Here is a 14,972-nt window from a genome sequence, read left to right as displayed (position 1 = left end):
AAAAAGCAGATGGTTGCTCCCATCTGCTTTAATAAAAAATCTATCAATTTGTTTACTTGGATACCAACTGATTAACTGGAGCAATCCCAGCCAAATCTAAAATTGGCGCGATCGCATCTTCTCGCTTCACCGCCATCATGTGGACACCCTGACATAATTGCCGCGCTATTTGCACTTGCTCTGCGGCGATTTTTATCCCTTCCTCAAAAGGGTCTTTGGCTTTTGCCAATCTATCAATAATATGTTGGGGAATATTTACACCCGGAACACATCTATTAATAAACTGGGCATTTTTTGCCGATTTCAACAAAAAGATTCCTGCCAAAATCGGTTTTTTATAGCCAGTAGCAATGGTATCCATAAACTTTTCTAAACGCTCAAAATCGGTAATTAACTGACTTTGAAAAAACTGCGCTCCGGCTTCGATTTTGCGTTCAAATCGACTTTGTAAACCCGACCAACTTTTACATTGCGGATCTACTCGCTGCACCAACAAATAAATCTAACGCTCCATCAGTCAAAGGTTTTTCATTGCAATCAACGCCTTGATTCATCTTCCGAATCAGTTGCAGCAGTCGCACAGCTTCTAAATCAAACACTGCTTTGGCATCTGGATGATCGCCTGCTTTTACTGGGTCGCCAGTCAAAGCTAAAATATTATTTATGCCTAAAGCATGAGCGCCCATCAAATCAGCTTGTAAACCAATGCGATTGCGATCGCGGCAAGCAACTTGACAAATTGGCTCTATACCGTTTTGTGACAAAATCACCGATGCCATTAATGAAGACATCCGTAACACGGCGCGGCTACCATCAGTAACATTGACGGCATGAACTCTCCCCTTAAGAGTCGCCGCCATTTGAATCATGTGCGCTGGATCTCCTCCTTTCGGTGGTGCTACCTCGGCAGTAACTAGAAATTCACCAGCTTGTACAGCTTTGCGGAAGTCATTTAACCCTGTAGGGCTATGGGTGTGATGCATAACATTAAGGTTTTCAATTTCTTAAATGGTATAACAAATCACACCTAAAGGTTAAAAGTTATAGAGGAAGAGAGTAGCCTAAAGCAGTTTTGACTTGTGATAGAGTTTGATTTGCGATCGCTCTAGCTTTTTCCCCTCCATCCCGCAACACCGACTCCAGATAGCTTTTATCTGCCGTTATCGAGTGATATTTTTCTTGAATTGGTTTGAGGGACTCAATAATTGTGTCTGTCAATAATGGCTTGAATTGTCCCCAACCCATATCTTGACATTCAACTGCGACATCTTCCTTCGTTTTACCAGAAAGCAATGTATACAGCGTTAACAAGTTATTACACTCTGGACGCGCTGGATCATCAAAAGTCAGACCACGAATCGGATCGGTTTTGCAACGTTTAATTTTGTATTGAATCTGTTCCGGTGAATCTAGCAAACTGATCCGGCTTAAATCAGAAGGATCAGACTTCGACATTTTGCGTGTACCATCTGCTAAACTCATCACCCTAGCCCCTTCCTTGCGAATCAAAGGGTCTGGTAACTTCAGAACTGGCTGATCTGGTTTACCAAATTGGTGATTTAACCGAGCTGCAATATCCCGTGTCAATTCCAAGTGTTGCTTTTGGTCTTCACCCACTGGCACTTTATCCGCTTGGTAAAGCAAAATATCAGCAGCCATCAGCACAGGATAATCTAATAAACCTGCACTGACATTTTCTCCTTGTTTAACAGCCTTTTCCTTGAACTGGATCATGTCTTGCAGCCAGTTGAGAGGTGTAATGCAGTTGAGCAACCAGGTGAGTTCACTGTGGGCCGAAACGTGGGATTGCACAAAGATGGTGGAGTGATTTAAATCAAGACCACAAGCTAGATAGAGAGCAGCAAGAGTGTAGGTATCAGCCGCCAACTGTTTCGGGTCGTGTGGCACTGTAATCGCATGTAAATCAGCCACAAAAAGGTAATTTTCGTATTCGCTCTGACCTTCTACCCAGTTGCGAATAGCTCCCAAGTAGTTACCTAGATGGTAATTGCCGGTTGGTTGAACTCCAGAAAGAACACGTTGCTTACCCATAAATTTCAACTTAGTTATCTCAAATCCGCGCTATGTCAAGTGGCGATGTCTGACGACAAGTCGCTTACCTCTACGCAAAACTCATTTAATTTTGACATTTTCTAGGTCAATTCGCCCTTTTGAGATGAGAGACTTTAACTCAACTGCGAATATAAGACAATGAGACAAAAGCTTTATTCTACCTTAGTAAGCGATAAACCTACGGCATGGCTTCGCTTATGAGTCGTGATGCGTAAAACCCCCGTCATTCATGCGGGGGATATAAGCGAAGAAACCAAATTTATTTGGTGGTGTTTATGTAAATCATGGTAACATAAGATAGTGGTTAATTGGTCGATTCCATGATTGTTTACGAGTTCAAAGTTAAGGGAAAAGATAAGCAGTATAGGGCTATTGATGAAGCTATCCGAACAAGTCAATTCATTCAAAATAAATGCTTGCGCTATTGGATGGATAATAAAAATGTTGGCAGATACGACCTCAATAAATATTGCGCTGTACTTGCTGCTGAGTTTCCCAATGCCTCCGAACTCAACTCAATGGCTAGGCAATCTGCGGCGGAACGTGCATGGTCTGCGATAGCGCGATTCTACGATAATTGCAAGAAGAAAGTTAAAGGTAAAAAGGGGTTCCCTAAGTTTAAAAAGCATTGCCGCTCAGTTGAATATAAAACTACTGGGTTTAAACTTTCCACCAATCGTAAAGCGATTACTTTCTCTGACAAGAAAGGCATTGGAACTTTGAAACTGAAGGGAACCTACGACCTTAATTTCTACGACATCAAACAAATTAAGCGTGTCCGATTGGTACGCCGTGCTGATGGGTATTATGCTCAGTTTGCGATTGATGTTGAGATTAAAGTTGAAACTCAACCTACCCTACAGGTAGTCGGTATTGACTTAGGGCTAAAGTATTTCATTGCCGATAGCAAAGGCAACGTTGAACCATCTCCCCAGTTCTACCGTTCGTCCCAGAAGCAGTTAAACCGAGCGAACCGCAAGAAGTCCAAGAAGTTCAGTCCCGCGAAGAAGAAAGCCAAAGTTAGGCAATCATCCAACTACCATAAAGCTAGAAACAGATATGCTCGGAAGCATCTAAGAGTAAGTAGGCAGCGAAAAGAGTATTGCAAGCGTGTTGCATACTCCGTCATCCAATCTAACGATTTGGTAGCCTATGAAGACTTAAGTGTGAAGAACATGGTAAAAAATCGACATCTAGCTAAATCAATATCTGATGCTGGGTGGTCAACTTTCCGGTCAATGGTTAGAATATTTTGGGCATAAATATGGGAAGGTAACAGTTGCCGTTCCTCCCCATAACACGAGTCAAAACTGTTCTACTGTGGCTTGAAGGTGAAAAAGTCTCTATCTACAAGGACTCACGTTTGCCACATTGCAACTATGTGGAAGATAGAGATGTGAACGCCAGCATCAATATTTTGAAATTAGGACTAACTACGGTGGGGCACACCGGAAGCTACGCTTGGGGAGATTTGCCCTCTTGGGCAGTTGGTGCAAGCCTGCTGTCTAACGGCGAGTCAGGGAACCAAGAATCCCCGTCTCTTTAGAGCGGGGAGTGTCAAGCAACTTAAAAGCATTAGTTACAAACGAGTTTTAAACCTGGTAAATTACGAGAACAAACACCTATAACTGTTTGCGGAACTGACAGATGGGCATGATGAGGATGCTGCAATTTTACATCTAATGGAATTGGTTGAACGCAACATCCGTTCGATTCCGTAATATTACAGTAGTCATAAATATAAAAAAACAATAAGCTGCACAAGTATATTGCTAAATAAAAACTAAGAAATTTTACATTTGTAATATAATTCAGACCTATGAAACGGCGCAACCTGCTTTGGTATTCGCTACTGTTTACTGCTGGCTGCACAACAGGAGTAAATTCTACCAATAATAGCTCAGACCAAATGGCAATGACTGCACCAAAAAAGCTCAAATTTGCAGTTACAGATGTTGTTGGAATTAAAGACTTGCAACGAGATTATGAGGTTTTTCGCACTACATTAGAAGAAATATTAGGCATAGAAATTGAGTTTTTTCCTGTAAAAAATTCCACGGCAGCAGCACCAGCAATGTTATCGGGAGAGGTAGATATTGTATTTGCAGGGCCTTCAGAATACTTGATTTTAAACGCTAGAGCAAAAGCTATTCCGATAATTGCCATTGAGCGCAGTAACTACCACTCCATTATTGTAGTTCGTGCAGGTAGTCCAATTAAATTATTAGCTCAATTGAAAGGCAAAACAATTGCCATGCGAAAAATTGGCTCAACCTCTGGGCATCTTGCTCCCACAAAGCTACTGATAGATGCTGGATTAGATCCAAAAACTGATTTTAAAACTGTGATGTTAGATGATAAAGGAGTACAAGCCTTAAAAAAGGTGAGGTAGATGCTTGGGCTACTGCATCTGATAGATATAAAAACATTCTGGAATCTGAAGGCTTAATTGAAAAAGATTTTTCTGTGATTTTTAAAGGGCCATTACTTCCTAATGATGTATTTGTTGCTAGTAACCAGTTGGCATCTAGCTTTATAGAAGATATGCGATCGCGCATGATTCAGCATCAGGATAAACTAATTCAAAGTTTGGTGGCTGCTAAAGCAAACCAAAAGTATAAAGGAGGCAAACTAATTACAGCAAATGATGCTGACTATAATATGATTCGTGAAGTTTATCAAAAAATCGGACAAGGAAATTTCTTATAAGATTACAATCGATAAATCAATGATAGCTGCTAATAAATATTCGGCTAAAAAGATTTTTATATTATTTAGTTCTTTTAGCAATAACTGGAATATTGCTAAAAAGATTAGTTATGGCTATACTCTAGCAGTTAGTATTGCTTTCATAGGTACAACAAGTGGTTTATTACTTGCACACCACTATGAAAAACTTTCTCAACAGCAATTAGATTTAACTTATCAACAACAATCTCTATTAAAAGATTTAGAAAATTCCATAATTAGAGTGCGACTACATCCACAAAGATTAGTTACTGTGTTAGAAAACTCTATTTGGTTAGAATTTGAAAAAAATAGATTTATTGATGAAATGGGTCAAGTTAATCAGCAGTTATCAAAACTAGAAACTTTTACAAATAATTATGCTCATAATTCAAGAATAAAGAATATAGATTTGTTGATCTTATTAAATAATTATAAAAAAAATACGAAATCATATAATCGCATAGTAAGAGATTTTTGGCAGCAGATTGATCCAAATAAATTTCCAGCAAAAAAAACAATATCGGATCAGGAAGAATTACTAAATTTTATCAAAAAAGAAGTTAATATTTCTGTTGAGTTTGAGAAACTATCAGATGAGTTAATTCGGCTTATAGGATATGCTGAAATCCAAAAAAAGCAAGCAAAAACTAGTTTTGATAATGCCCAACAATTGCGAATTAAAGTTATTGTTGGAAGTATGCTGTTATCAGCTGCGATCGCAGCCATACTATCAATATATACTAGTAGATTAATTGCCCGTCCCTTACAAATAGTTACTAGCGTTGCTAGAAAAATCACGGAAGAGTCAAATTTTGAACTCAGAGCTAATGTTGCAAGCAACGATGAAGTAGGAACATTAGCTACTTCCTTAAATCAATTAGTGGAATGGGTGGGGGATTACACCCAAGAACTAAAGCTAGCTCACCAAAGTTTGGAGCAACGGGTAGAAGAACGAACCCAAGAATTAGAAGTAGCTCGTCAAAATTTAGAACAACGGGTAGAAGAACGAACTCAAGAACTTCAAAAAACCCTGCAAAACTTAAAAGAAGCCCAAGGACAATTAATTCAAACAGAAAAAATGTCTTCTCTTGGTCAGATGGTAGCAGGGATAGCTCATGAAATTAATAATCCTGTTAACTTTATTTATGGTAATATTCAATGCATTAATGACTATACTGATGATTTACTTAATCTCGTGAGTTTATATCAGCAAGAGTACCCAAATTCTCTGTGGAGCATTGACGAAAAAATTGAAGAGATTGATTTAAATTTTATTAATAAAGATTTGCCAAATTTACTTTCTTCCATGAAATTGGGTGCTGAACGTATTCGTGAGATTGTGTTATCTTTACGGAATTTCTCACGATTAGATGAAGCTGATATGAAAGAGGTAGATATTCATGAAGGTATTGATAATACCCTGTTAATTCTGAATCACCGACTTCAACAAGAAATTGAAGTAATTAAAAAATATGGAGATTTACCTTTACTTGAGTGTTATCCAGCACAACTCAATCAAGTGTTTATGAATCTTCTGAATAATGCGATAGATGCTCTGCTAGATCAAAAGGCTCATTCAGGTAAAAAGAAACAAATTATTATAGATACATCAAATATAGATGATATTTATATCAAAGTAGGAATCAGAGATAACGGCCCTGGGATTTCACCAGAGATTAAAAACAAATTATTTGACCCTTTTTTCACAACTAAGCCAGTAGGTAAAGGTACTGGTTTAGGTTTAAGTGTTTGCTATCAGATAATTGATAAACATAAAGGCAAAATAGAATTAGTGCCAGAATTACAAGGAGGAGCAGAATTTGCAATTATTTTACCTAAAACACAAACAAATTAATAGTGTTGTCTATAAACAGGAGTCAGGAGTCAGAATACAGGAGTCAGAATACTCCACCCATGAAGGGATGGAGTTTTAATTAGGAGGAATATTTTAATTCTTTTCGCGCCACTTGCGGGCAAGGTTTTAAACCAATATTCAGCGCGACGTTCGAGGACTCGCTCTAAGCGAAGCATCCCGAAGGGTATACGCTGCGCTATCAACCACTCGTACAGAATTCATGGCTTTTTTCTGACTCCTGATTTCTGAATTCTTCTTATAAAGTAAGGCAAAATGGAAAATTAAAAACTTATAATTCAAACGGATAAACAAGTTATACAAAGCCTTATTGCCGAGAGAGTTAACGGCAATATCTACAATATTCACATTTGGTAGCATTACAACAAAACACTACTAATCATTAAATCTCTACTGGCTCCTGATCAAATCTCCTCATCAATTCAACAAGAGCTTCTTTGTCTGGTTTTTGCCCATCCTTGAGCAGTTCGGCTAATCCTTCAAAATACCTTTCCCGTTCTGCTCCTGGGCAAAACATGATTAATAATTTTGCAGGTTGAGTTGCTCGGTTAGCGAATGTATGAGGCGTATTACGTGGAACTAGCACAAATGAACCTGGTTGCCCATGTATTATCTGATTACCAACTTGAATTTCTACTTCTCCTTCCAGAACGTAGAACATTTCTTCCATTTGTCGATGAATATGCAGTACTGGAGCAGTTCCACCTGGTTGTATTAAGTTTTCAAATAATCCTAAGTGACCATGAGTGTCAGCACCAACTACCTTAAATGTTATTTCACTATTACCAGTAGTTAAACGATTACCTTGCCCTGGCCCTAATACAATTTCTTTAACTGGTAAACTCATAAATACTCCTACTATAATTTAACAATTAAAAGTTTATTTTCAGACTTCCCAACTGCTGAGTATTGGCGAGATTGGGTTGGTAATCGAGAAGTGAAATTTGGAGAGGATGGTTTAGTCATTGACTCGCCAAGCTATACAGCTAAGATATTTGTTTCGCAGTAGACAATAAAAAGACAGGTCATAAAGCCACCTGAAATCATGCCATTATCGACCTTTGGAGTGTCAGCAGGTTGCGGAGATTACCAATGGCGCTGTTTCGCTCACCTTATGCGATTGCATCGTTCGAGTATATTCTACTATGCTAGAAGAACCAATTCAAAAATTTCGCAGTCATTGGGAAAGTTGAGCCGTCTTTATTTAACTTTGCTTTTTGAGGGTGAACATAACGATACCAACCAATATTATTGATAAACTTTAATAACTAATAATCGAACCAAAGAGAGGCTTTTAGCTTTATGTCGGAGATTGAAAATTTGGGAGTAAGTGTAGAAGAATATTTGGATGGATTAGCAGAAGGTATTGACGTTTTGGAATTGAAACGTTTAGAAGCCAAGGGAATTCCAACAAATCTAGCTCTGGAAGTTATGGAGATTGTATCAAAGGTAATTAATGGCACAGCTACCCCTGAAGAAATTGTCAAAGGGTTAATGATTCTAACGCCATCGCTGAGGCAACAAATTAAATAGTCTTTAACGAGAACTTAGCAAAAAATCTGCTTGTAATGTTTTTAAGCATTTTGGAGAGTTGCAATGCTCGTATTCAACTGCCATTATTTTTATGATTTGTAAAATGTAAACCGTAAGAAATTTATTCATTTTTATGAATTTAAAACTTCAGACTGAAAAAGAAAAATTACAGGCAAGCACTAGTATAAAGATAAATCAAGAAACAGAAAACGAAAAAGTTCTATGTCCTCATTGTCGGCGCACTGCAACGAACGGTATTAAATGCAAAGGAATTTGTGTAGCTGACAATGACTATTAAAGCATGAATGGGAGCATCTCAATGAGTGTAAAAACACGCCTGCCCTGGCGAATGGAATTCGCCGCTATACAAACAAAACCCACGGAGGTGGGTTTCAAATTCTTTGAGTCCGCGTAGGCGGCTTACCCTCCGGGTTCCCCAACGGTGTACGTTTGTGTAGCCGCGATTTCTAATCGCTTCCAAAAAATAAATTATCAAAATCCTTGCTAGAGAAGCGTTAGCGAGGCGAAACCCAGTACAATTTCGCATCTCTACAGGTTTACAATCAGTACCAAAATCCTGAACCTAAGTGTATTGCTTTAGGCGCTTACTTATCATTTAAATGGGAAAATGCGGAAAAATAGCTTTAATACTTGAGCTATATAGCTCAAGCATGATTTTATTAGCTATGACGATGTGTTTCACTAATTGGGGTAAGGGTATGCCATAAAAGGTAACTTATTACGCCAAGCAAACGGAGGTTCAATGTCGATATCTAAAGCTGTTAACAGCAACGTTACTTCTCAAAACAGCGTTGAAAAACGCTTGCAGATAGAACGTTTGGTAGGAGCAACTCAAATAGTTGCACTTAGTGCTGGGAGTGATGTAGTGAAGGGACTAACTCAAACACCTAAATCTCTACCCCCCTGTTACTTTTATGATGACCGTGGTTCTGATCTGTTTGAGCAAATCTGTGATTTACCAGAATATTATCTTACACGCACAGAAACAAGGATTTTACAGCAATATGCTGGCGAAATTGCCAAGATAACTGGTGCTTGCGAATTGGTAGAACTTGGCAGTGGCAGTTCTACCAAAACCCGCATTTTACTAGATGCTTACCAGCAGCTAGACTGTCCCCTGCACTACTTACCAATTGATGTGTGTGCAGGTATGTTGGAAAGTAGCGCCAAGCAGTTATTAAGAGATTATCCCTTACTGCAAGTTTATGCTTTAGCAGGAACATACGAATTAGCCCTGGCAAAACTCCTACCAACGCAATTACCCAGCAGGATGATTTGTTTTATTGGTAGCAGTTTAGGTAATCTTGCACCTCATGAGTGTAATGTCTTCTTTTCTCAAATTACAAATGCTCTACAAGTGGGTGAGTATTTATTGTTGGGGATAGATTTACGAAAGCCGAAACAGATTTTAGAACCAGCTTATAACGACAGCCAAGGAGTGACGGCAGCATTTAACCTGAATATGCTGGAGCATTTAAATCACCGGTTTGAAGGAAATTTTGATCCCACGCAGTTTGAACATTGGGCATTTTACAATGAAAGTGAGCATCAAATAGAGATGCATTTACGCAGCCTGCGATCGCAAATTGTAGAATTACACGCTCTTAATCTCAAGGTTAATTTTGCGCTAGGTGAGACTATCCTCACCGAAATTTCTCGCAAATTTGACCTTAATACCATCAAGCTGCAACTCACCGCACAAGGTTTATTACCTCTTCGGATGTGGACTGATCCAAATCAATGGTTTGGTTTACTGCTCTGTCAGTTGCAAAGATAAAGCAAATCAGGGTATGGTTCACATATACAGCGCTTCCCGCTATTATGCAATACAGTTTTTCTTATTGCCTCTCTCCTAACATAGCTTTTAGCTTTGAGGATGTACCTCATAGCTGCCGGAAGTGCTGTATAGTAGATAGCGGTTCTCAATTCTGACTTTTCACGCTATCTAGAAAACTTCTCTCTAAATCTCTCTTCTAAAAGGAGAGAGATTTAGAATTTTATCCACCTGAAATCCTTGTACATAAATTTAACGTAGTGGGACAAACTCCAGTTAAATTTTACGTCTCTACATTCTTTTCATTAAATATCTAATAGACACAGAAGTGAAAACAAAGAGACGTAGCACTGCTACGTCTCTATAAGGGTTTCAGCCAACGAATAATTAATTCAAATGTTTAGTATCTATACCATTTCGCTATGAAAATGCACCTAATATTTATTAAACGAACCACCAAGGGATAAAGAGCAATCATTAAGTGCAAGTTTACATAAAATTGGTATTAGCACTAATTATTGCTGCATTGAAGCTGTGGGAAATATTCTGCTGGATATAGGAATTCTTGACTTAGGCTGATCATTTGCAGTTATATTGGCATTAGCAGCAGAAGAGTTATTAACTACCTCAGAGAGGATAGGCGGTTTGCTATTATTAGAATTGGTCAAATCACTCAATTGGATAGTCGCAGGTGAATTTGAAGATATGGGGCTAATATCCTCAGTATTTTGACTGTTTGGTTTTACTGGAGTTTGAGCTTGAGATGGAGTAACAATGAAAATCGAGCTTGTTCCTAATACCAGTATGAGCAAATTAGAAATATATTGTTGCATGGGGATTGTAAAATCGTTTGATAAATATTCAAAGCTCAAAGAAGTTGTGTGTTATTAGTTGACCAATAGAAATCGTGACGCTGTTGCTTAATAAAAGTTGAACACAGCGAGTTACAAATCAATAGACTACTAATGCTTAGTACATTAATTCGCTCACAACAACCGCATCTATCTCAATCACCTTTTTTAGAAGGCAAGGATAAGGTAAACTTCTCTTTTGTTAAAAGATAGCAGTTATTTTAAGACTATTGAGTCAGCCTGATAGAGATATAGAAAATAGATACACCTGGAATAATCGACTTCTTTTAAATCAACTAAGCCTGCACAACTATCAATATCTTAGTTGGACTTAGCTTGTAAATCAAAGAGGAATGTTACTGAATTCTTAAAAAATTTTATTTATCTAACATCAACTCTTAGATCGCATATTTAACTAACTAAAGCAAAAAGTATATGAACTTTTAATAAAATCTAACTTTCATGTGGCGGAGTACTGATGAAAATCCGCAAGTAAGTAAAAAGGAGCGACGAGATTTTATCGTATTGACACCTTACTCATCACTCCCCATAAATTGCGCGTTGATTAGCTGTTACGCATTGTTAAATTACACCAGCTTACTACTTCATTTATCCTCTAACTAAAGAGGCGGATAATTATTAATTTAGAATGTGCTGTTGTATACAAATAGTTTTAACTAATTAATATCTATGTTGCAATTTTATAGATATGTGATTCGACTATTGCTTGTTTATTAATAGATGAGGTATTCATGGACACAAACAAACTTAACTTAGATTCTATGTCTTTGGTGGTAGATGCTTTATTCTTGTGATGGAAGTTGGGGGGAATATTATCAGGTACTCTACTAATAATGGAAACAATTATCATTAGCACAAAATCATTCATTGGGGGAATGGCAAAGCGGTTAAAACATACTGATAAATTAAGGTTGAGATCCAGGTTTCCGTCTGTAGGATCTTATGTAATTTCTCTGCTAGTCGTAATTTTGACTGGCTTATGAATGAATTTAGTCACAAATTAGCATAATTTGAGTTCAGCACCTTTGGCGCTCATATTTAGTTAAGTTTACTGAGTTTTCCTACCAAAGTTATAAATAATACTTAACAATATGTGGATTTTTCCAAGGATTTATCTAGTAGATTTTTTTGCTCAACCTCTGCAAGCAAGTAGCGGGAACTTAAGGTGAACACAGAAAAATTTATCCAACGCACAGAAGTATTGCACAAGCGTTTAGCCGATTTATACCAAACTGCTAGTGTATTGCCTTGGATTCCTGCTGATCTTCTGCCGCAAGCTTTTAAGGAACTCTATAACACCTTAAAGATAGTGCAGTTAGCGGCAGAGGAACTGTATCAGCAAAATGAGGAACTACTACAAACACGTAAGTGGCTAGAAGCAGAACGCCAACACTACCAAGATTTATTTGAGTTGGCACCCGATGCCTATTTAGTAACTAATCCAGAAGGAATCATCCAAGAAGCTAACCATCACCGCAGCTAAGTTACTCAATGTTTCAAAGCATTTGTTTGGTTGGCAAAGCAATGATTAACTTCGTCCCTTTACAAGAACGTCAGCACCTTCGTAGCGAACTTATACAACTATCGCAATCAGACAGAGTTAAAGAGTTATTGCTACGTTTACAACAACGTTATGGCGAGTTTTTTGATGCATCTTTTACAGTAGCTGTTGTCCGCAACCACCAAGGTAAGGCAATCTCTCTGCGCTGGATACTGCGAAATGTTACTGAGCGCAAGCATTTAGAATCAGCAATAGTCAAGAATGATAGCGACTTTTTCAATCATCGTCCTATACATAAATATTGTAAAGGAGAAACTATTCCCCTTAACCCATTACTAATTTGGTATGTTTGTCAGGGTTGGGTCAAACTTAGTACGTATTGTGAAACGGGTGAAGAAGTGCTGATAGGATTGGCAACAGCAGGGATGGTTTTTGGCTCTAGTTTGACATCTCTAAACATTTACCAAGCAACAGCCCTCTCTGATGTTGAGTTGGTGTCAATTTATGCGGCAGAGATAGCAGCTTCTCCAACCTTAAGCCACATATTTTTACCAAAAATTAATCAGCGTTTACAACAAACAGAATCTTTTTTAGTTATTTCTGGAAGACGACGGGTACAAGAACGCTTGTACCATCTATTAGAACTTTTGAAACGAGAAGTGGGTGAAACTGTGCCAGGAGGGACTCGCTTAAATGTTCGCTTGACTCACGAAGATATTGCTAGCGCCTGCTGCACTACGAGAGTAACGATTACACGATTGATGGGCAAATTACAAGAAGAAGGTATTATCAGTTTTGACTTAAAAAAACATTTAATCTTAAAAAATTTCGATTAATTACATCTCTTCTTCTGGGGAGACGCTGCGCGATGGGCTAGTCCCCGCCGTAGGCGATCGCAAAACTCAAAACGTACCCAAAATAATGTATATCTGATTGAGGGCGTATTGCTAAAATCGCAATCGCAGCATATCAAAGCAGCTATGCACACACTTGGTAACACAACTCCATCACCGGGCTACATCTTAGCACTAGACTTAGGTACAACAGGCAACCGCGCCTTTGTATTTAACGCAGACGGCAAAATTGTTGGACAGGCATATAAAGAACTAACTCAGTATTATCCTCAGCCAGGATGGTTAGAACATGACCCTGAACAAATCTGGCAAGATACATGTTGGGTAATAAAAACCGCAATTGCAAATGCCAAAATTGCTCCATCTGCGATCGCAGCCTTGGGACTAACTGTACAGCGTGAAACCTGTTTGATTTGGGATAAAACTACTGGTAAAACCAATCCATAGAGCGATCGTCTGGCAAGATCGCCGCACTGCTCCCCTTTGTCACCAGTTACAACAACAAGGCTACGCTGATGAAATTTACGATCGCACCGGATTAATTATCGATGCCTATTTTTCTGCTACCAAGCTCAGGTGGCTATTAGATATTTTACAGATGTTGACCTGAACAATGTTTTAGCAGGCACTATTGATACCTGGGTGTTGTGGAATCTCACAGGTGGCAAAGTCCATGCGACTGACCACAGCAACGCCAGTCGGACAATGTTGATGAATCTCAAAACCTGTGAATGGGATGAGAATTTACTTAAACTGTTGCAAATTCCGGCTCATATTTTGCCCCAGATTCAGCCGAGTTTAGGGGTATTTGAATTACTGATGCTACTTTGTTAGGTGCAGAAATTCCCATTACTGCCATCTTGGGAGATCAGCAAGCTGCTCTATTTGGTCATGGCTGCGATCGCCCCGGTTTGATGAAATGTACTTATGGTACTGGTAGCTTTTTGGTTGCTCACACAGGTAATCAAATTGTACGCTCGCACCATCAACTCATTTCTACAGTTGCCTGGACACAAACAAATTCAAAAGATTCTTTAGATGTCGGTTATGCCCTAGAGGGCAGTATGTTTACTAGTGGAGCTTGTATTCAGTGGTTGCGCGATCGCCTGAAGTTGATTAAAACTGCTGCTGAAACAGAGGCGATGGCAAATCGGGTAAAAGATAACGGCGGAGTATATTTTGTGCCCGCATTTAGTGGATTGGGTTCCCCCTACTGGGATATGAGCGCCAGAGGAGCCTTTTTTGGCATTACCGCCAGTGTACAACCAGAGCATCTAGTTCGCGCCGTACTGGAAGCGATCGCCTATCAAGTTCTGGAGGTGGTGCAAGCAATTAACGCGTCTAGCAGTACTCCAGTTGGGCGATTAACTGTAGATGGTGGTGCTTGCGAGAACAATTTTCTGATGCAGTTCCAAGCTGATGTGCTAGGTATTCCAGTTGAACGCCCGATAATGCGAGATACCACCGTTCAGGGTGCAGCATTTGCAGCAGGTTTAGCTGTAGGATTTTGGGAGAGCTATGAAGCATTGGTGGAACAACGGCAAATTGAACGTGTCTTTGAGCCGAGAAGCGATTTCTCCTTATCCAACTTTGGCACTTGGCAAAAGGCAGTGAAACGTACTCTGGCTTGGGAAGAATAGCCTGCATTTTGTACCTCACTTAAAAAGCAAACTGCTGTAATTCTTTGCTCCTGACTCCTGCCTCTCTTTTAAGTATTAAATTAGTCAAAATATCACTCACA

The 14,972-nt window shown here is 38.9% G+C and carries 8 protein-coding genes and 4 pseudogenes; 8 read left to right on the top strand and 4 right to left on the bottom strand.

Annotation, left to right across the window (positions count from 1 at the left end; genetic code table 11):
• Positions 1–52 precede the first annotated feature (52 nt).
• Positions 53–983, bottom strand: a pseudogene (locus ANSO36C_RS29125) (methylenetetrahydrofolate reductase).
• 58 nt (positions 984–1,041) lie between these two features.
• Positions 1,042–2,052, bottom strand: coding sequence for a tryptophan--tRNA ligase (trpS, locus tag ANSO36C_RS29120; RefSeq protein ID WP_251957597.1), 1,011 nt, complete (start codon positions 2,050–2,052; stop codon positions 1,042–1,044).
• 341 nt (positions 2,053–2,393) lie between these two features.
• Between trpS and ANSO36C_RS29115 the strand changes: the two are divergent.
• The 4 genes and pseudogenes from ANSO36C_RS29115 to ANSO36C_RS29100 all read left to right on the top strand — a co-directional run bounded on the left by ANSO36C_RS29115 (position 2,394) and on the right by ANSO36C_RS29100 (position 6,658).
• Positions 2,394–3,619: pseudogene (locus ANSO36C_RS29115) on the top strand (RNA-guided endonuclease InsQ/TnpB family protein).
• 273 nt (positions 3,620–3,892) lie between these two features.
• Positions 3,893–4,465: a PhnD/SsuA/transferrin family substrate-binding protein gene (locus ANSO36C_RS29110; protein ID WP_251957596.1), complete on the top strand. Its 573-nt coding sequence runs from the start codon at positions 3,893–3,895 to the stop codon at positions 4,463–4,465.
• Positions 4,466–4,539: 74 nt separating this feature from the next.
• Complete coding sequence (locus tag ANSO36C_RS29105; RefSeq protein WP_323374531.1) at positions 4,540–4,782, top strand: substrate-binding domain-containing protein; 243 nt, start codon at positions 4,540–4,542, stop codon at positions 4,780–4,782.
• Positions 4,783–4,801: 19 nt separating this feature from the next.
• On the top strand, positions 4,802–6,658 hold the full coding sequence (locus tag ANSO36C_RS29100; protein WP_251957595.1) for a sensor histidine kinase: 1,857 nt from the start codon (positions 4,802–4,804) through the stop codon (positions 6,656–6,658).
• Between the two features lie 400 nt (positions 6,659–7,058).
• Here the strand turns inward: ANSO36C_RS29100 and ANSO36C_RS29095 are convergent, their stop codons facing one another.
• Positions 7,059–7,523 carry a cupin domain-containing protein gene (locus tag ANSO36C_RS29095; RefSeq protein WP_251957594.1) on the bottom strand — a complete coding sequence of 155 codons (465 nt, stop codon included), beginning with the start codon at positions 7,521–7,523 and terminating at the stop codon, positions 7,059–7,061.
• 455 nt (positions 7,524–7,978) lie between these two features.
• Here ANSO36C_RS29095 and ANSO36C_RS29090 point away from each other — a divergent pair, with 455 nt between their 5' ends.
• Both ANSO36C_RS29090 and egtD read left to right on the top strand, forming a co-directional pair.
• Complete coding sequence (locus tag ANSO36C_RS29090; RefSeq protein ID WP_251957593.1) at positions 7,979–8,209, top strand: hypothetical protein; 231 nt, start codon at positions 7,979–7,981, stop codon at positions 8,207–8,209.
• Between the two features lie 763 nt (positions 8,210–8,972).
• Entirely contained in the window at positions 8,973–10,007 is a 1,035-nt protein-coding gene (gene egtD / locus ANSO36C_RS29085; RefSeq protein ID WP_251957592.1) for an L-histidine N(alpha)-methyltransferase, read from the top strand.
• A gap of 512 nt (positions 10,008–10,519) precedes the next feature.
• Here egtD and ANSO36C_RS29080 read toward each other — a convergent pair.
• On the bottom strand, positions 10,520–10,837 hold the full coding sequence (locus tag ANSO36C_RS29080; RefSeq protein ID WP_251957591.1) for a hypothetical protein: 318 nt from the start codon (positions 10,835–10,837) through the stop codon (positions 10,520–10,522).
• 1,204 nt (positions 10,838–12,041) lie between these two features.
• On the opposite strand from ANSO36C_RS29080, the pseudogene ANSO36C_RS29075 reads away from it, so the two are divergent.
• Both ANSO36C_RS29075 and glpK read left to right on the top strand, forming a co-directional pair.
• A pseudogene (locus ANSO36C_RS29075) lies at positions 12,042–13,213 on the top strand (PAS domain S-box protein).
• Between the two features lie 144 nt (positions 13,214–13,357).
• Positions 13,358–14,871: pseudogene (gene glpK, locus ANSO36C_RS29070) on the top strand (glycerol kinase GlpK).
• Positions 14,872–14,972: the final 101 nt, after the last annotated feature.

The sequence above is a fragment of the Nostoc cf. commune SO-36 genome, assembly GCF_023734775.1.
GTDB lineage: Bacteria > Cyanobacteriota > Cyanobacteriia > Cyanobacteriales > Nostocaceae > Nostoc > Nostoc commune_A.
This window is presented reverse-complemented; position numbering and strand designations above follow the sequence as displayed.

Excerpts from the sequence above, each read along its gene's own strand:
- ANSO36C_RS29100 (WP_251957595.1), top strand. The coding sequence starts at position 4,802 with ATGATAGCTGCTAATAAATATTCGGCTAAAAAGATTTTTATATTATTT.
- ANSO36C_RS29080 (WP_251957591.1), bottom strand. The coding sequence starts at position 10,837 with ATGCAACAATATATTTCTAATTTGCTCATACTGGTATTAGGAACAAGC.
- ANSO36C_RS29110 (WP_251957596.1), top strand. The coding sequence starts at position 3,893 with ATGAAACGGCGCAACCTGCTTTGGTATTCGCTACTGTTTACTGCTGGC.
- ANSO36C_RS29090 (WP_251957593.1), top strand. The coding sequence starts at position 7,979 with ATGTCGGAGATTGAAAATTTGGGAGTAAGTGTAGAAGAATATTTGGAT.
- egtD (WP_251957592.1), top strand. The coding sequence starts at position 8,973 with ATGTCGATATCTAAAGCTGTTAACAGCAACGTTACTTCTCAAAACAGC.
- ANSO36C_RS29095 (WP_251957594.1), bottom strand. The coding sequence starts at position 7,523 with ATGAGTTTACCAGTTAAAGAAATTGTATTAGGGCCAGGGCAAGGTAAT.
- trpS (WP_251957597.1), bottom strand. The coding sequence starts at position 2,052 with ATGGGTAAGCAACGTGTTCTTTCTGGAGTTCAACCAACCGGCAATTAC.